Below are 16,649 nucleotides of genomic sequence, written 5' to 3' on the forward strand. Positions count from 1 at the left end.
CAGACTAGCGAAAACGCGCGTTCGGTCCGATCAACGCACCGACACGCGCGTCGCATTTCCGAGAGGGTCCAGCGACCGAGCGACTGTGGGCAGCGACTCTGGGGGCTCGGTCGCTGCCCACAGTCGCTTCATAAAAGTGCAGGTCAGGGCCCTACAGGGACCAAAACAGCGACTGAAGCGACTGAAGACCCGTATATATGACGCGCACACGCGCGACAGGTTCGGCTGATATACCGGACCTCAGTCGCTTCAGTCGCTGTGCGCGTTCACCTATAGCCTCTGACCTGGGGTTTTATGACAGCGACTGGAGGGGGCCTCGGTCGCTGTCTTCAGTCGCTACTCCTGCAGGCCATGGTCTTCCCAGCGACTGAAGCCCCCTCCTCCGCCCTGGAGTACTTCCGGCACCTCGCCCGGCCCCTTCGTCGCCCACAGCGGCCGGGTGCTGCGGCTGACGCCCTCGCCGGGCGTACACGGGGGTCGCACGACGCCTGTCTGCCGGCCGTGGTCCTGAGCTCCGCGCGGCTCGCCCCCGCAGGTCAGGCACTGAGGTCGAGGACTCTGACAGGGGCTGTCTCCCACAGCCGCGGGGTGACCGTGGCGACGATCGCTCCGTCGGGCCGGTCGGTGCACGGCAGGGCGGAGTGCTGGGTGTGTGCGTGGGCCCAGGTGGTGGCGCCGGCGAGGGTGAGGGCGGCGGGGAGATCGAGGTCGAGAACCGTGATGCCGGGCAGGGCAGTCAGATTCCGGATGGAGCCCGGGCAGTTCCGGTCGGCCTCGACAAGGGCGCAGGCCGACACGTAGAGGTGCCATCCGTTTTCGGCGTGGGCTCGGTGAAGGAGGCGGGAGGCAAGCGGGTGGCCTGTGGCGGCCGCGGTGATGACCGAGGCGTCCAGAACGACGTGTAGGGCCGTGGTCACGGTCCCTGCACCTCGGTGAGGCGCCGGTCGAGCTCCTGGTCCAGGGCTGCCTCCGCGGTATCCGTGGGCGCGTACCCGGACCACCCTCGCAGGCTCGCCTGGACCTGCTCCGCCCGCTGCGCGCGCTCGTCCGAGGTGAGCAGGGTCTCGGCGAGGTGGGACAGGTAGGCGCGCAGGGACATGCCCTCTCCCGCGGCCACGGCGGCCAGTCGGTCTCTGGCCTCGATGGGAATCCGGATATTGGCGTCGGCCATGGCGTCCCTCCCGTAAGATCAAAAATGGGTACGGGTACGTACCCGTACCCATCCTAGGGTGTGGAGGAGCGGTGAGTGCCCCAACGGCGTCCGGGCTGAGCGAGGCCGAGCACCAGCGGCTCCTCGCCATGCAACTCCCCCGCTGGATCGGTGGCGCCGTCCCGCAGGACCGGCCGGTCCTCGTTGTCGTCGGAGGCCCCCCGGGGTCGGGGAAGACGCAGATCGGCGACCTGGTGCAGGCGGCCCTCGACCGTCGAGGCGGTGCCGTACGCATCGGCCGCGATCTCTACAAGGCCGCCCACCGCCTCTACCCCTCCTTCCTGGATAGCGACGTCCGCACCGCCGGCGTGCAGGTCCGCCCCGACCTCATCCGCTGGCAGGCCGAGGTGGAGAAGTACGTCCGGGCGCACGGACTGGACGCGGTGGTCGAGTCCGCGCTCGCCTCCGAGGACGAGTTCCGCGCCCTGTCGGCCGCCTACCGCGACTCGGGCCACCGGATCGAGGTCGTAGCGGTCGCGACCGCCGAGGCCATGGCTCAGCTCGGCGTCCTAGACCGCTTCCTCAACGGCGGCCTGCGCTACGTGTCGTGGGAGAACCAGGACACCTGCACGGCAGGGATGCTGCGCACGCTCGCGGTGATCGAGGCAGAACTACTGGCGGACCGGGTCTCAGTGGTACGGCGGGGCATGGAGCCGCTGTACGACAACGCGCTCACCCGCGCGGGCACCTGGTTCCGGCCCGCGGCCGCGGCGACAACGGTCAGGACCGAGCAGTTACGCCCGTGGGACGCGCGACAGAGCCGGGTGTTCCGCCGGGAACTGACGCGAGCCGAGGTGCTCGTCCACGACGAGCGGCTACCGGCCGACGCTCGGCTCGCGGTGTCGCGGGACGCGGAACGCGCAGCCGCGGCCGCCGAACCGGTGCGGCGGATCGCCCACCCGCTGCCGGGCCCGCCCGGAACCGGCTACCACCGCCTTGGCACGGAGGAGCACCGGTGGGCCTTCGACGAGCTCATCGCCCCGACCTACCTGAGGCGTGCCACGTTCCGTCCGGATCCGGTCGTCATCTACCTGGTCGGGGAGTACGGCGCCGGGCAACTCATGGCAGGCCGGATGGTGCGCCGGGCGATGCGCCCCCGCCCCGTTCGTATCGAGCCGGACCGCCTGCGCGGCGCGCACCCGGACCACTTCCAGCTCGTCACCGACACCCCCCGCATCGCCGACGAACTGGTCCGCCCCGACGTGGATGAATGGCAGGCCGAGGCCGAGGCATACGTCCGCGAGCAGCGCAGCGACGCCACCATCGAGGCCGACTACCTCACCGCCCACGACTTCCGTCTCAGCGCGGCCCGGTTCGCGCGCGCCCGCTACCGGATCGAGGTCGTCGCCCTCGTCGGCCGGGCCGCCGACAGCAGGCAGAACACGTTCATCGATCATGCCCGCGCGCTGGAACTCGACGTGATGACCACGCTGCCGACCCCGGCCAGTCACGCCCGCGCCCGCCGGGTAGCCGCCGAGATCGTGGAGGCCGCGGCCGCCGACCCGGACATCGCCTCCGTCACCGTGCTCGACGCCGACCTCCAGACACTCGGCCGCGACCACGCGGCGCCGTGGGCGCTGACCGCCGAGAGCCTGCGCCCCTACACCGAGCGGGAAGCCGCCCGCTTCCACGCCGCCCAGCGAGCCCTGCATGGGGTACTGCCGCGGATGCGCGAGGAGCTGAACGGCATCACGGCGCAGGCCCGACCGCTGATGCCCGCCCGGTGGCAGGCCCGGCCGGTGGAACACCGGCCCGGGCCCGCACGGCCGTTGCTGCTCGCCCCCTCGCTCACGATTCCGTGAGCTCCTTGAGCCGCGCGGCGTACACGAGGGCGATCTGGACTGTCTCGTCCTGGTCGGCGTCCTCCAACTGGTCCAGATCGTCGGCGGCCTGGTCTCGGCCCGTACGCCACGCAGCGACCTGTTCCGGATCGTGGCCGCCGTTTCGGGCTTCGGTGAGGCGGGCCTCGTACCAGCGGAGGACCTGCTTCACGAGCTTCTCGGCCTGTGCGGCATCCCCGCCCGCGCGCTGGAGCGGCTGGGGGTCTTCGGGAGTGAGGGGGCCGGTCATGGCGGGTACCACCTTCGGGTCGTGCTGAGTGTTTGACCGGCCATTGTCCGTGACGCCGCTTCACCTGCCGGCGACCGGACATAGGTTGGGGGACGAGTCGATCACCAGGGGGTATTCCATGGCACGGGACCTGCGCGCGCTGTTCAGCACCAACGACCGGCAGATGGAGGCCGGCGAGGCGTTCACCGACCGGCACGGGCAGTGGCAATTCGTCCAGACCGCGCTCACCGAGCACCTGGCCCACGTCACCGCGCCCGGCTTCGACGTGGAGGACCTGGAGGCCCCCCGTACGAACGTGATCGTCTTCTACGGGGTGGGCGGGATCGGCAAGTCGACGCTGTCGAGGACACTGGAGGCGGCGCTCGCCGGCGCCGACGGACGTCCCGCGAGGTGGGGTGAACCTTCCTGGCCGGCCCGGCCCGCGCTGCTGCCTGTACGCGTCGACCTCGCCCGCGCCGCCGGCACCGACTTCGAGCGCGTCCTGCTCACCATCCGCCTCGTACTCGCCGCACACCTCGGACGGCCGCTGCCCGCGTTCGACATCGCCCTGCGCCGCTACTGGGAGCACCAGCACCCCGGCGAGAGCCTGGAGGAGTACCTCGCCCGCGGAGGCCTCGCCGGCCGCTTCGGCAAGAGTCTGCCGCAGCAGGTGCAGTCCGCGCTCGGCGACGTCGCCCAGGCGCTCATGCTGCCCGGCAGCATCGGCGGCGCCGTCGGCCAGCTCACCGGCGCGCTCACCCAAGCCCTGCGCGAGCGGCGCCAGACCGTACGCGCCCTGGCCGGCTGCGCCCGCCTCGCCGACCTCCTCGAAGCCGAACCCGATGTCGACGCCCTGTCGTACTACCCGCACCTGCTCGCCTGGGAGCTCGCCCAGCTCCCAGCCGACAAGCAGGTGGTACCGGTGATCCTGCTCGACACCTTCGAGGACACCGGCACCCGCACCCACCGCGACCTCGAACGCCTGCTGCAGCGCCTGGTGTGGCTCATGCCCAACAGCTTCTTCATCGTCACCGGCCGCGGCCGCCTGCAGTGGGCCGACCCCGCCCTCGAAGGGCAGCTCGACTTCACCGGCCCCGCCGCCTGGCCCGGACTCGCCGACCAGGCCGTCCCCGCGCCGCGCGCCGCCGGCGGGCGGCAGGTCCTCATCGGCGACTTCAGCGCGGACGACTGCGACGACTACCTCGCCCGCCGGCTCGTCAAGGACGGCCGGCCCCTGATCGGGCCCGAGCTGCGGGCCATCATCACCGCCCGCTCGCACGGCCTGCCCCTCTACCTCGACCTCTCCGTCCTGCGCTTCCTCGAACTGCGCCGCGCCGGGCGCACCCCCGCCCCGGAGGACTTCGACGCCGACTTCCCCGCACTCATCACCCGTACGGTCGCCGACCTGACCCCGGACGAACGGCACATCCTCCGCTCGGTCAGCCTCTTCGACGCCTTCGACCTGGAACTCGCCACCCGCACGGCAGGCCTCCCCCACCAGGCCGCCGCAGCCCGGCTCATCGAACGCCCCTTCATCCGGCACGACCCCTTCGCACTGTGGTCCTACCACCTGCATACCCTCATCCGATCCACACTGCGTACCGCGGACGACGCCACCGACGACCGGTGGACCGATGCCGACTGGCACGCAGCCGCCACCCGGGCCCTGGAAGCGCTCGGCGAACAGTGGCGAGCCGCGGCCGGCCCCAACCGGCGCCTCCTCGTCGGCTGCCTGCGCCAGGGCCTCGCGATCGCCCGCGACCACCGCCTTGACCTCGGCTGGCTCACCGACGCCGCCCACGCCTACACCGACGACTACGTGTGGGAACCCCTCCCTCTCCCCGACACCGAAGGCCCCGTCACCGCCGCAGACGCGCTCGCCGACCTCCTTGCCGCGCTCGCCCGCCGCCAGCACGAGCACCGCTCCCGCACCGTCGCACGTCTCACCGCCGTCCTCGACACCGGCCTGCTGCCCACAGACCTCGCTGAAATGGCCCGCTACTTCCTGGCCAAGGCCCACCGCGACCTCGGCGACACGACGGCCTCCCGTGCCGGCATGCAGCAGGTCGCCGCCGCAGGCGGCCGCTACGCCCCCGACGCCGCACGAGGCCTCGCCCACCTTGCCCGCGCGGCCGGCGACTTCCCCACCGCGCTCACCACCGCCCAGACCCTCGGCTGGCCCGGCCGCGGCCACCGTGTCCTTGGAGACATCGCGTTCGCTCACGGCGACATGACCGAAGCCGCCGCCGCCTACACCGCAGCCCGCGCCGAGGCGGAGGAGCACGGCAGCAGGGGCGAGCAGGCCATCGCCCAGGCCCACCTCGCCCTCGCCCTGGCCTTCACCGACCCCGCGCGCTCCGAGGGCGAGATCGCGTACGCCGAGCAGCTCCTGTCCGGGCTTGACCAGCGCGCCACCGCCCTCACCGCTCAGGTCGCCGAGCTCGTCCGCACTGCCCGCCATGCGGGAGAGGAATTCGCCGGCCGCGCCGACCGCCTGCAGGCTGAGACCGCCGCCAGCGGCATCACCGCGGCCGGGCTACTGCTCGAACTCGCCGTCGTCTACCACCACGCCGTCCGCGGCGACGAAGCCGCAGCCCGCGAGGCGCTCGCCCGCCTCGCCCGCCTCACCACAGGAGGCGACTACGCCTACTTCCTCGACGCCGCCCACCACATGGCCGGCCTGGTCCTTCCCGCGCCGTCCACGGTCCGATGGGCCGGTGACGCGGACGCGGTGCCCGCCCGCTGGCGGGCCCTGGTCGCCGCAAGCCACTGACCTCTGCCATCACTCCTGAGCGAAACGGCGCAGACTGGCAGGAGCCCGAAGGACGGCCTGTGGACGCTCACGTAATTCCCCAGCCAGAAGTTCACGATCTTCCCCAGGGGGATCCCGGAGTCCACCTCGTGGGCCCCCCTGGAGGGGAGCGTGGGTGCTCAGCCCCCTGGGTCCCGCCTCGGTTGAACGCGCTGATAGAACCCCGTCATGACGTACCGATTCACTGCTCGTGTCGCCACAACAGAGATCGACCCTGACGGCTACTTCACCGAAGCTGCTCTCGCCGAGGGGGAGGACGGAAGCGGCTTCATCCTGATGTTCATGGCAGGCGAGGACGACCCAGATGATCAGGAGGTCGCCTTGGGCATGGACACACACTGCCTGGTCACAGCCGGGCAGGGAACCGCGTACGGCTGTGTACGCGAAGCCGTGCTGACGGGCAACGTCCTCCGCGTCTCGCTCAATCCTGATGCACTGGAGGACCTGCGGTTGAGCGACAGCGAGATCGAGGCCGTCATCGAAGCACCGGCCGAGGACGTCGTCCTGTTCCGTGAAGTCCTCGCCCAGGTGCTCGCCTACGGGCGTGCGGACGCTGTGCCCATTCGGGTAGCCGTCTGAGCCGGCCATTGGGCCGGGCCCGGGGGTGGGGAATCACGTGAAGCCGAAGACCGATCCGTGGGGAATTGCGTGACCGTCGACACGGCCCACGTCCCACGGCGGTTCGGCGGCGGATCTCCGCCGGCCGTGGCCGGTCTACTTCGTGGGATCGAGCGGGGCGATACCCGTGGCCTTGTACAGGTCGGGGACGAGCGACAGGACAGTGACCGGCTCGCCCTCGCGCGTCGCCTCCCAGGCGATGGCCGCCGCATGCGAGACCGGCCATTCCACGTCGGGCCAGGCCATGGCGTCGGCCGCGTGCCCTGCGGTGAACGCGACGCTCTCGGAGAAGCGGAGCCGGGCGGCGTGCCGCCCCGCGCCCGGGATCTGGCGTTCGGCAGCGAGCACGGCCATGGAGGGCACCAGGATGCGGCCGGTGCCGCGGGAGGCCTCGATGTACAACCCGGTGAAGAACGGGTCCGCCTGATACAGCGCGCACAGCGCGGAGTGGTCGAGGACGGCGGTCAGGTTCACGCGGCTCGGTCCTGGTGGGCGCGGATCTTCGCCCAGGCGTCCTGGCCGGCCTGCTGGACCTGCTGCGTGAACTCGACACCGAGCTCAGCCGCGGCTTCCGCGGCGCGCTGCTCACGCTCGGCTGCGGTCAGCTCCTTCGCAGCGAGCTCTGCGATCAGGTCGGTGATCGTCGTCTCGCGCTCCTCCGCCAGCATGCGCAACCGGTCTCGCACGGCCTCGGTGGTCTTGATGCTCGTCGGCTTGCTCATACCGGCGATTCTACCGCCGGTAGAACCATGCGCGAGGGGGCCTGCTACGCGCGGAGGCTCTCCGCTGCGATCCTGCGGCGGAGGTCGGCGACATCGAGGCCGAGGCGTTCGGCCAGTTCGGGGACACGCAGGTGAGGCACCCGGGCGGCGAGCCTGACGGCGTCTTCTTCCCAGGCACATTCGAGAGAGGCGTCCCCGGTCAGGAAGTGTCTGGCCTGCGCTGCGGCGTCCTCGATGAGCGCGAGCAGGTACTCGGCGCGAGGGGCGGGAGGCGGCGGAAGCGCCCGGTCCTGGTGGGCGATCGACTCACTGGTGGGCTCAGCGAGGAGGGTGGGGACCGGCGGGAGGTCGTCGGTCTTCCGGTACTGGCTCCAGGCGTGATGCGCCGAGACCAGGGGCTTGGGCCTGGCGCTCTCGTTCGTTCCGGGGACGTCCTGAAGCGGGCGTGAGGGGGCCCGCAGGCCACGGACGGCCGCGAGGTCTTCGGGATGGGTTCTCAGGTGGTCGGCGAAGGCATGGGCCAGTACGGCCGTATGGCGGCAGGTGGCCATGGAGCAGGTGCAGGTGAGGCGGAGTTGTGCTGGGTCGGGCAGCAGGGCTGGGCCGTGGGCGTGTGCGGGGTCGGTGAGGCAATCGGGCAGGGCGTCGCCGGCGGAGTCGTGGTGCTGTGCGCATGCGGGTGCCGGCGGGGGGCTGCTTGTGAGGAGCGGGAGGGTGATGGTGGCGTGGAGTTCGGTGTGGGCGCCGCGGGTGGCCACGAAGCCGGAGATGCGGCCGGGCTCGATCCGAAGTCGCTGGATGCCGTGGCTGTTCAGGTCGTCGCGGCCGGTGCGGAAGAGGTCGGGGTCGGCGAGGGCGGCGCGCGCGGCAGCTTCGAAGGCGTCGGCCCAGGGGTTGGTATTCATCGGCGGGCTCCCAGGGCGATCAGGTCGCAGATCTCGTCGTCGGTGAGCTCGCTGAGGGCGGAGCTGTCCTTGCTGAGGATGGCGTCGGCGAGGGCGCGTTTGTGGCGGAGGAGTTCGTCGATCCGGTCTTCCAGGGTGTTCTCGGTGGTGAGCTGGTGGACGGTGACGGTACGGGTCTGGCCGAGGCGGTGGGCCCGGTCGATGGCCTGGCTTTCCTTGGCCGGGTTCCAGGGCCGGTCGAAGAGGACGACGTGGCTGGCCTGGGTGAGGGTGAGGCCGGTGCCGCCCGCTTTGACAGTGATGACCATGGTCTGTCCGGGCCGGTTCTGGAACGTGTCGATGAGGCGCTGGCGTTCGCGGCCGGCGGAGATGTCGCCGCTGAAGTAGAGCGGGTCGAGGCGGTGGCTGCGGAGGTGGTGGACGAGACGGTGTGCCATCGCCCGGTAGCGGGTGAAGATCAGGCACGCCTCGTCGGGGTCGCTGAGGATGGGCAGGAGGTCGTCGAGTGCGGCCAGTTTGCCGGAACGGGCGGCGGCGCGTTCGGGGTCGTAGGAGGCGTCGAGGGGTTCGTTGAGGTACTGCTCGGGGGTGTTGCAGATCTTCTGCAGCTGGCCGAAGAGCTTGAGCAGCAGGCCCTTGCGCGCGATGCCGTCGGCGGCGCGGATCTCGCGGAAGGTTTCGTCGGCGACGCCCTGGTAGAGCGCGGCCTGTTCGGGGGTCAGGGCCACGATCCGGGGACGGTAGACCTTGGGAGGGAGTTCGGGCAGGACCGCCGGATCGCTCTTGCACCGGCGGAGCATGAACGCTCGGAGGAGGCTGGAGAGGCGTTCGGTCAGCTCGGCGTCGGTGATGTTGTCCTCGATCGGCTTTCCGTACTGGCCCTGGAAGGTCCGCAGGGAGCCGAACAGCCCGGGGTTGAGCCAGTCCATCAGGGACCAGGCGTCGTTGAGGCTGTTCTCGATGGGAGTTGCGGTCAGCGCGATGCGGGTCTGGGCCTGAAGCCGGCGCATGGCGAAGGCTGTGGCGGTGCGGTGATTCTTGATCAGCTGCGCCTCGTCGGCGATGACGAGGTCGAAGGGGTGCGCGGCCAGGACGTCGACGTCCCGGCGGACGGTCTCGTAGGTGGTGATCACGAGGGTGTGGGCCGTGGTTCCGTCCAGGGTCCGGTCGGGCCCGTGGTAGCGCGTGGTGGGCACGCTGGGGGCGAACCGCTGAATCTCGCGCTCCCAGGTGATCACCATGGAGGCGGGGCAGACGAGAAGGGTGGGGCCCGCGGGGCGGTGCTCGGGCCCGCGTCGGTGCAAGTGCAGGGCGAGCGCGGTCAAGGACTTGCCAAGGCCCATGTCGTCGGCGAGGAGCGCCCCGAAGCCGGCGTCGGTGGTGTTCGCGAGCCACGCGAGGCCGAGCTGCTGGTAGTCGCGCAGGGTTGCCGACAGCGCGCCGGGGAGTTCCACCGGGGCGCTGCGTGATCCGGCGCGCAGGAACTGTACGAGCTCGGCGAGGTCGCCGGCCGGTTCGCAGGCGAAAGTGGTGCCCTCGACGCTGATCTGCCCGGTCAGGGAGGCCCGCAGGGCCTGGTCGGCGGCGAGCGGTGGCAGGGCGCGGTTTCCCGCCCGGTGGGCTGTCGCCTCGTCGACGAGGATCCAGTGATCGCGGACCTGCGTCAGTGGCACCGGTGTGTTGGCGAGTTCGTCCATCTCTCCGTCGGACAGGTCCTGGCCGGCCACCGAGAGCTGCCAGCGTCCGTCGAGGACGTCGTCCAGGGCGAAACGGGGACGCAGTACGGACGCCGGTGCGGCGGGGCGGCGTTCCAGGACCGCGCGGGTCCGCAGACGGTTCGTCCAGTCGTGGTGCCATTCCACGCGCAGTCCCGCTCGCTGCAGCTGCTGGGCGGTCCTGCCTCGCAGCAGGACGGCCTCGGAGGCACGCAGGGTGAAGGCGTCTGGGGTAGGGCGTTCCAGGAGCCGGCCGGCCGGTGCCCATTCGGCCGCGATGCGGCGCAGCCGGCGGCGTAGGAGGGCCAGGAGCTGGGGGTCGGAGGTGAGGTTCGCCGCCGGGCGCCACTCCCGTTCATGCTGTGCCGCGGCGTCGGGCAGGCGGACCCGCAGATCCGCCCAGAGCAGCTCGGTGTCCTGCGGGCTGTCGTTCTGCGGTGCGCGGACCGACAGGACCAGTTCCATGGTCTCGGCGTTCTCGCTGTGGTGGAGGTCGTCGCCCCACTGGACGATTGCGGGCACGTGCTGCTGGCGCGGTACGGCGGCGGTGAAGGGGCCGTGACCGAGGACGGTGGGCGTGCCCGGCCCGCGGAGCAGGGCCTCGGCGACCGCGTCGAGACCGGCGTGGACCGTGAGCTGGGGAGCCCACAGGTGATAGCGCTTGGTCTCTACGGCCATACCGCAGTGCGCGGGCGGCACCAGGGCATCGGCGAGCCGGCTGGCCTGTTCCTCCTGTTGTTCGGTCAGCGGGCCCGCCCGCCATACGTCCATACCGTTGTCGGACAGATCCGGGAAGACTCGGCCGTCGGCCACGACGGCGAGCCCGAGGCGGATGATCTGCCGCCACACGGCGACCGACCGCGTCTCCTGGCCCGGCCCGCCGGCGGTGGCGAGCACGTTGGCGAGCAGGCGCACAGGAACGTGCCAGCACTCCACCACCTTCAGCTGGACTGCTTCGCCCAGGCTCGGCAGAACCAGGGCGGCTGCGCAGGGGCGGATCGGGCGGCGTGGCGTGGGGGGCAGGGGCTGCCCGTCGAGGCGGTAGAGCAGGAACCGTGTGCCGCCCTGGTGCAGGTCGATGGTGAGCTCAGCGCCCTGCCGGAGCAGCGCGGTGAGGGACGCTTCGGCGGCGGTGACGTCGGCAGTTGAGGCGACCGGTCCGGCGGGCCCGTGCCGTACGCCGTCGTCGTGGATATCCGGCGCCGGTTCCACCCGAGCGGCGACCTGCGGTGTGGGGGCGGACGGCTGTGCCAGCAGTTCCAGCAGGGCCTTCGCCGCGTTGCGATGGGCCAGGCGTTTCGCCGCTCCGCTCGCCTCCGCTTTCAGCTGCTTGCCCGCGACCTTGCAGGTGGCGGCCGTCACGTACCCGGCTCCTGGTTCGAGACGGGGCTCGGAAATGCTCAGGTTGCTGATCTTGCCCGATTGCTTGAGCTGGTTCAGCACCGTGAGGGCGGTCATCGCGTTGAAGGCCGGCACCGTCGTCATCCCCTTGACGGCCGGGGGCGGGGGCGCGTGGACCCGCTTCCACTCGGCCAGCAGGAGCTCCGCCGCTTCGAGGCGCGCGCCGGACCTCCCCACGCTCCGGCCGGTGCCCGACAGTGTCTGCCCGCCGCTCACACAGGCCGCCACACACACGAACAGGGGCTCCAGCCCCGTGATGCTCGGCTCCTCCTTGTAGACCAGCCCGCTGATCGCTCCCGTCTCCTGAAGCGCAAGGAGACGCTCCCGCGCGCCGGGGGCGGCCGGCTTCTGCGTCAGGCCGAGTGAGGAAGGTTGCCGGGGCCGGGGAACGTCGAGCGGCAGGTCGGCGAGCGCGGCCAGGACGTGCAGCGCGACCACGGCCCGGGCCGCTCGTTTGGTGGAACGCCACGGGCCCGTAAGAGTCGTTCTGTGCCCGTCGACGGTGTAGGTGGCATGCGACCGGAAGGACACCGTGTTCCCGGGCCTCGGGTCCTCGTCGAACTGCGGGAGCGGAAGGTTGCGGGCCGCGTGATGCAGGGTCAGGACGGTGACCGCGGCTCCGGGCGTCTCGGCGATCGCGTGCAGGGCCGCCTTGCGGGCGGGCTCCCAGGCCGATGCCGCGGCATCGAAGAGCACGGCGTGCAGATCGCGCGGGATCAGGGCGCCGGAAGTGATGCGGGTGGCGACCTCGGCTACGACGGCCGGAGCGACGGCCGGCTGGGCCAGGGCCTGCAGCAGCCGTGCTGCGAAGGTCGAGTCCGGGGCCGCCGCAGTCGTCGAGCCGGATGAATACCGGGCAGCCGGCTGCCAGCCCTTCTCGGCGAACTCGTACTGTTCAACCGGCTCGCAGCCGGACATGTGCCCGAGGAGACTGACCACCGCACCCTGCAGGGCCGCCTTCTTCGTTCCCTTGGTGACGGCGGCTCCGTGGAGAGAACCGGGTTTCCCGAGCCATCCGGCCTGGGCGACAAACAGCTCGGAGGCCTTGCCGCCCAGGTCTCGCACCACGAGCGCGGACGGCGTGCCGCTGTCCTGGGCGTAGGAGTGCAGCAGCGACGTCGCGAGCTCGGGCTTCGCCTTCACGACCGTCCACGCCGCGGCCGTCGCCGGCTCGGCGAACCGGACCGTGCTGAGCCGGAGCAGAAGCAGCCGGAGGTCCTTCACGCCGAGCCGGCCGTTCCCGGCCCTCACAGCTGCCTCTGCGACCAGTTCGGGAGTCACGTGTCTGGTCCTGGACGCCTTCTCCAGCAGCTTGGAGAACACGGACGGTTCCAGGGCGCTGAGGTCGACCCGCGGCGGAGCGGCGGGTTTCGGCACTCGGGTGGACCGGACAGAGGGAGGAGTCGCCATGGCGGACCTTCGAAGAGAACGCGGAGCCTCGCCACCAAAGCGAGACAGTCACAATCGGTAGTCGATGGTGACATTCGGTGTGCATCCGTCGGGCCTGAGTGACATGCCGACACCATCAACTACCCGGATGTGTTCAGCCGCGTCGGCGCCTTGACGGAGAGCCGAAGGCCCCCCAGAGCCTTCACCGAGGAGCTACACCAGCGCCTGTTCCTGCGCCTCCCTGGCGAGTTCCCGGTGCTTCGGGACCTGGCAGTTGCGCCTGTTGCACACCGCTCCGTCCCTTTCGACCGCGAGACACCACTTGGCGTGCTCGGCGCACCGGTTCTTGCCGGGGGCACGAGGCGTCCGGCACAGCCTGGAGCCGCTGACGTGGACGCAGTACCCCAGGACCTCAGCGTTGGAAGGATGATGCTCCGGACAGGGCTCGTCCTCGCGTGCCACGGCTTCGGCGCAGAAGGCGACAACGACACGCTTCCCGGACGAGTTCTCGAACTCGGGCTCCAGGCACATGGGGGACGCGAACCGCACCAGACGGCCCGCGAGTTCCTCATCCTGGTGGTGAAGAGCGAGCTCAGCCATCGCACGCAGCAGTGCGGGGGTGGCCTGCACGTACCACTCTTCCCAGTCGTCCCCATTGACATACCCGGGCACGGGCCGCAGCGATTCGGCAGCGTCGAGGACCCGTTCGGCCGCGCTCCGGGCGTTACGCGAGGAAGGAACGGGGGGCTTCTTCGGCTTTCGCGGCATCGGGGCTCCTTAGGTTGAGAACGCGGGCATTGTGCTCGGCCCGGGAAGCCGTGCGTGCCGACACGCGGGCAGCGAGACGGGCCCCTCATCCGGGGCGTGCAGGACGGTGGACGAAGCGTCAGCATCAGCGCAGCGCTCACCCAGGAGTGTCGGCGACAAATTCCGACCCTCACAGGCTCACAGGTCCGGACCCCGAAGGCTGATACGGAGCGGCCGTTCGAGGCGGGGCAGTAACCTCCCGATTCCAAATCCGTTGAGGCGGGCGTGCAGATGTCCGTCTCCCCCGCTCCCGGAGTCCCGGCGCCCTCCGCCGAGCCCACGCCCTTCCACCTCTCACCGCTGCAAGGGGAAGCCGCCCGCCAGCTCCTGGACTACACCGCCTCGCTCCCCCTGCCGGGGCCCGAGGCCCAGCTGCTTGCCACAGTGGTGGCCATCCGGGCGGCGCACGGCGGCGCCGGGAACATCACCGGTGCGGATCTCTCCTCGCTCCGGCTGAGCGATCCGCACCAGGCAGTCGACGCTCTCAGGAAACTGGGGTGGCAGATCGCGGACACGGTCTTCGACCTGGATCCGACCGCGCCACCGACCTGCGTCACTGTTCCCGACCTGGCCCGTACGAGTGATCATCCGCTGCCGGTCGGGAAGCACACCCGCTCTCGTGTATCGGGGTGGACGACGAGGACACTGTCGGCCAAGCCGCTACGAAAGCTCCCGCCCGCCGCGCGGCTGGCTGGGCTGTTCCTCGCCGCCCACTGCACGGCCAGGAACCTTGGACCGATCCCGTCCGTGCTCCCCGCCGAGTGCTGGCCAGCCCTGGCCGCGCTCCTGGAGAAGGGGTTCGTGGCCGAGCTCTCCGACGACCAGTGCCGCCTGGCTCCGCAGGTCGCCCACCTATCAGGCGTCCGTGCTCCCGACGAGGGCCACTCGGCTCTGCCCGGCGCCGGCAAGGCCTCGAAGACGCCCTCCTTCGACGCTGCCGCCTGGACCGCCTGGAAGGCCGGCGTCAGCCTTGCTCTGCGACGTCATGCCGAGAGCATCGAGAACTGCGCCCTGTGCGGGTTCTCTGAGGCCGCGGTCGCGTGGGCGTTCACCGTCCCGCCTGCTCCCGTGCACGTGAGCACAAAGGCATGGCTCTTCTATAAGCAGTGGAAGGACTCCCACCCCGACCGGGGACTGCAGGCCGCCGCGTTCACCGTGGAGTTCAGGGAGCAGCATGGTCACGGCCCTTCCTTCCGGCAACTGGGTGAGGGTCTGGGCTGGAATGTCCCCCTCAGCGTCCGGCATCTCATCGTGCAGCGGCTGCTGCACAACTGCTGGCTCACGGCAACCAACGTGGTCCCCTGGACGCTCCGGCCCGGCCCGGCAGCACAGGAACAGGGCATCGCACTGCCCCAGGCTCGGGGCTCACACGCCACTACCAGCGCCCCCACCAGCCGGCCGTGAGTCGCGGCCCGGAGGAGATCCGCTGAGGAGCGCTCCGCTTCCGCCGTTCGACCTCCAGCTCCGCAAAGTCATCAAGACCAGTGCCTCCGCATCGAGGACCCGGAACGGTGCTCCGGTGACATGGGAGAGGTCCCGCCGGACGTGCTCGTCGGGGAACGCCGCTGCGGCGCCTGACGAAGGAGAAGCTCTATGCCGGTATCGGGCCGAATCGATGTTGGCCTCGGGCAGATCGTTCTGAGGGACGTCTCCTGGACCTGGGGTCTCGACTTTCCCAGCCAGCGGCGCTGGACTGACGGGTGGGGGGTCTCCGTCGAACTGCCGGCCGTCATTGAGTTGCTCGACCTGATCGGCTCAGGCGCTGTCGACGTAGCCACGGCGCGGGCGGAACTCACGAAGGCGGCCGAGGCACTCGACGCGGCACATGACCCTCACCACGGCAACCCAGCCGCTCAGCGGTACGCACGCTGCTTCGGAGACTGTGAAACGTGTCAGGCAGCGGAGCCGGAGTTCCGGCAGATCCTGGCGGCCGCCCAGGCCCGGGCGGCGAAAGCCCTCGATCACGCGAGCTACCCGTATGTCGTCCTCGGGACGACCGTCCACCAGTCGGGTTGTTACCACGCCAGCCCCGCCCGCCACCTTGGCGGTAACCGCCGCAGATCCGAAGTCCGGACCGACCTCAAGTTGTATGCCCACGATGCGTTCGTCTCCGTCTACTCGGGCGAGGCCATGGACTGGGAGGCACTTGTCGGCTGGACGAAGGCCAACATCGGACCCAGAGGTGGCCCGCGTTTCAAGGCGTGCGGGACGTGCCACCCACGGCTTCCCTGACTACCACAGGGCCTGAGCAGGATGCCCGCAGATGATCTCGTAGCCGGAATCTCCTCGCCGTCCCCGGGCCGGGTTTGCGGGAGAAGGCTTGCCGCTTCGCCCCCAGTTCCATGGCAAACGCTCCTCAGCAAGGGGCTGTCACAGAGCGGCTATGTACGCGGGTGGGCGAGGCGTGTGTGCAGAGATGGCGTGCCAGTCCTGCCCCAGGACCGACCTCCGAGCCGCCTGTTCTCACGGGCACACCGTCGGCCACTTTGGACTCCGAGCCGCCGAGAGAGGGCTGTCCTGTCGGTCTACTCGGCGCGTGGACGGAGCAGACGAGGGCGTACGCGAAGGCTGACACGACCCGTCCAACACCCGCACACCGCAGTGCACAAGCCGATCGGCCTTCCGCTTAAGGTCGCTTGCACAGGACACTCCGACCTGCCCCGAGGGGGCCAGCCGGGCCTTCGGTGAGTGACCCAACCAATGACCCTCGCAGGTCACAGTGGTGCAGGCGGTTGCCGATCGAGAACGTGGGCCAAGCTGCGGTAGTGCGGCCGCCGCGGTGAGGAGTCAGCGGGCTTTCAGCGTGCGGCGGTTCGGCGTCGGCGTCCCGGCCGGCTGCGGGCCGAGGACGCCCCGGGCACGCAGGGCGGCAAGGTCTGGGAAACCGATGCCGGGAAGGCGGGGGTCGAGGTCGGCCTCGGTGGCGCGGATCGGCGCGGTGGGGCCTGCGCCGAGGGAACGGCGGGGGGGGGGGGGGGCCCCCCCCCCCCCCCCCGCCCCGGGGGCCCGGGCCGCGGGGGC

The 16,649-nt window shown here is 70.8% G+C and carries 13 protein-coding genes; 5 read left to right on the plus strand and 8 right to left on the minus strand.

The window, feature by feature from the left end:
- Positions 1 to 536: 536 nt before the first annotated feature.
- Complete coding sequence (locus ACIGHB_RS29780) at positions 537 to 917, minus strand: hypothetical protein (protein ID WP_399917303.1); 381 nt, start codon at positions 915 to 917, stop codon at positions 537 to 539.
- On the minus strand, positions 914 to 1,171 hold the full coding sequence (locus tag ACIGHB_RS29785) for a hypothetical protein (protein WP_399917305.1): 258 nt from the start codon (positions 1,169 to 1,171) through the stop codon (positions 914 to 916). Before ACIGHB_RS29785 ends, ACIGHB_RS29780 begins: the two co-directional genes overlap by 4 nt.
- Positions 1,172 to 1,242: 71 nt before the next feature.
- On the opposite strand from ACIGHB_RS29785, the gene ACIGHB_RS29790 reads away from it, so the two are divergent.
- Positions 1,243 to 3,012 (plus strand): zeta toxin family protein, encoded by a 1,770-nt coding sequence (locus ACIGHB_RS29790; protein ID WP_399917306.1) that lies wholly within the window; start codon positions 1,243 to 1,245, stop codon positions 3,010 to 3,012.
- Here ACIGHB_RS29790 and ACIGHB_RS29795 read toward each other — a convergent pair.
- A complete protein-coding gene (locus ACIGHB_RS29795; RefSeq protein WP_399917308.1) occupies positions 2,999 to 3,280 on the minus strand; it encodes a hypothetical protein in 282 nt (93 codons plus the stop codon). The two genes, ACIGHB_RS29790 and ACIGHB_RS29795, sit on opposite strands and share 14 nt — an antisense overlap.
- A 118-nt stretch (positions 3,281 to 3,398) precedes the next feature.
- On the opposite strand from ACIGHB_RS29795, the gene ACIGHB_RS29800 reads away from it, so the two are divergent.
- The gene (locus ACIGHB_RS29800; protein WP_399917310.1) at positions 3,399 to 6,032 is read left to right on the plus strand and encodes a tetratricopeptide repeat protein; all 2,634 of its coding nucleotides are present in this window, start codon (positions 3,399 to 3,401) and stop codon (positions 6,030 to 6,032) included.
- 207 nt (positions 6,033 to 6,239) lie between these two features.
- Entirely contained in the window at positions 6,240 to 6,650 is a 411-nt protein-coding gene (locus ACIGHB_RS29805) for a hypothetical protein (protein ID WP_399917312.1), read from the plus strand.
- Between the two features lie 135 nt (positions 6,651 to 6,785).
- On the opposite strand, the gene ACIGHB_RS29810 is transcribed toward ACIGHB_RS29805, so the two are convergent.
- From ACIGHB_RS29810 to ACIGHB_RS29830, 5 genes are all read right to left on the minus strand, one after another.
- Entirely contained in the window at positions 6,786 to 7,163 is a 378-nt protein-coding gene (locus ACIGHB_RS29810) for a PIN domain-containing protein (protein WP_399917314.1), read from the minus strand.
- Positions 7,160 to 7,411 (minus strand): hypothetical protein, encoded by a 252-nt coding sequence (locus tag ACIGHB_RS29815; RefSeq protein ID WP_399917316.1) that lies wholly within the window; start codon positions 7,409 to 7,411, stop codon positions 7,160 to 7,162. Before ACIGHB_RS29815 ends, ACIGHB_RS29810 begins: the two co-directional genes overlap by 4 nt.
- A gap of 44 nt (positions 7,412 to 7,455) precedes the next feature.
- Positions 7,456 to 8,316, minus strand: coding sequence for a hypothetical protein (locus ACIGHB_RS29820; RefSeq protein WP_399917318.1), 861 nt, complete (start codon positions 8,314 to 8,316; stop codon positions 7,456 to 7,458).
- The gene (locus tag ACIGHB_RS29825) at positions 8,313 to 12,755 is read right to left on the minus strand and encodes a DEAD/DEAH box helicase (protein WP_399917320.1); all 4,443 of its coding nucleotides are present in this window, start codon (positions 12,753 to 12,755) and stop codon (positions 8,313 to 8,315) included. Before ACIGHB_RS29825 ends, ACIGHB_RS29820 begins: the two co-directional genes overlap by 4 nt.
- 279 nt (positions 12,756 to 13,034) lie before the next feature.
- Positions 13,035 to 13,589, minus strand: coding sequence for a hypothetical protein (locus tag ACIGHB_RS29830; RefSeq protein ID WP_399917321.1), 555 nt, complete (start codon positions 13,587 to 13,589; stop codon positions 13,035 to 13,037).
- A 270-nt stretch (positions 13,590 to 13,859) separates the two neighbouring features.
- Here ACIGHB_RS29830 and ACIGHB_RS29835 point away from each other — a divergent pair, with 270 nt between their 5' ends.
- Both ACIGHB_RS29835 and ACIGHB_RS29840 read left to right on the plus strand, forming a co-directional pair.
- A complete protein-coding gene (locus ACIGHB_RS29835) occupies positions 13,860 to 15,032 on the plus strand; it encodes a hypothetical protein (protein WP_399917322.1) in 1,173 nt (390 codons plus the stop codon).
- A gap of 189 nt (positions 15,033 to 15,221) precedes the next feature.
- Positions 15,222 to 15,860 carry a hypothetical protein gene (locus tag ACIGHB_RS29840; protein WP_399917324.1) on the plus strand — a complete coding sequence of 213 codons (639 nt, stop codon included), beginning with the start codon at positions 15,222 to 15,224 and terminating at the stop codon, positions 15,858 to 15,860.
- The last annotated feature ends 789 nt before the right edge of the window (positions 15,861 to 16,649 follow it).

It is taken from the genome of Streptomyces sp. NPDC085460, from assembly GCF_044541975.1.
Classification (GTDB): Bacteria; Actinomycetota; Actinomycetes; order Streptomycetales; family Streptomycetaceae; genus Streptomyces.

Excerpts from the sequence above, each read along its gene's own strand:
- ACIGHB_RS29785 (WP_399917305.1), bottom strand. The coding sequence starts at position 1,171 with ATGGCCGACGCCAATATCCGGATTCCCATCGAGGCCAGAGACCGACTG.
- ACIGHB_RS29795 (WP_399917308.1), bottom strand. The coding sequence starts at position 3,280 with ATGACCGGCCCCCTCACTCCCGAAGACCCCCAGCCGCTCCAGCGCGCG.
- ACIGHB_RS29800 (WP_399917310.1), top strand. The coding sequence starts at position 3,399 with ATGGCACGGGACCTGCGCGCGCTGTTCAGCACCAACGACCGGCAGATG.
- ACIGHB_RS29805 (WP_399917312.1), top strand. The coding sequence starts at position 6,240 with ATGACGTACCGATTCACTGCTCGTGTCGCCACAACAGAGATCGACCCT.
- ACIGHB_RS29815 (WP_399917316.1), bottom strand. The coding sequence starts at position 7,411 with ATGAGCAAGCCGACGAGCATCAAGACCACCGAGGCCGTGCGAGACCGG.
- ACIGHB_RS29820 (WP_399917318.1), bottom strand. The coding sequence starts at position 8,316 with ATGAATACCAACCCCTGGGCCGACGCCTTCGAAGCTGCCGCGCGCGCC.
- ACIGHB_RS29830 (WP_399917321.1), bottom strand. The coding sequence starts at position 13,589 with ATGCCGCGAAAGCCGAAGAAGCCCCCCGTTCCTTCCTCGCGTAACGCC.
- ACIGHB_RS29835 (WP_399917322.1), top strand. The coding sequence starts at position 13,860 with ATGTCCGTCTCCCCCGCTCCCGGAGTCCCGGCGCCCTCCGCCGAGCCC.
- ACIGHB_RS29840 (WP_399917324.1), top strand. The coding sequence starts at position 15,222 with ATGCCGGTATCGGGCCGAATCGATGTTGGCCTCGGGCAGATCGTTCTG.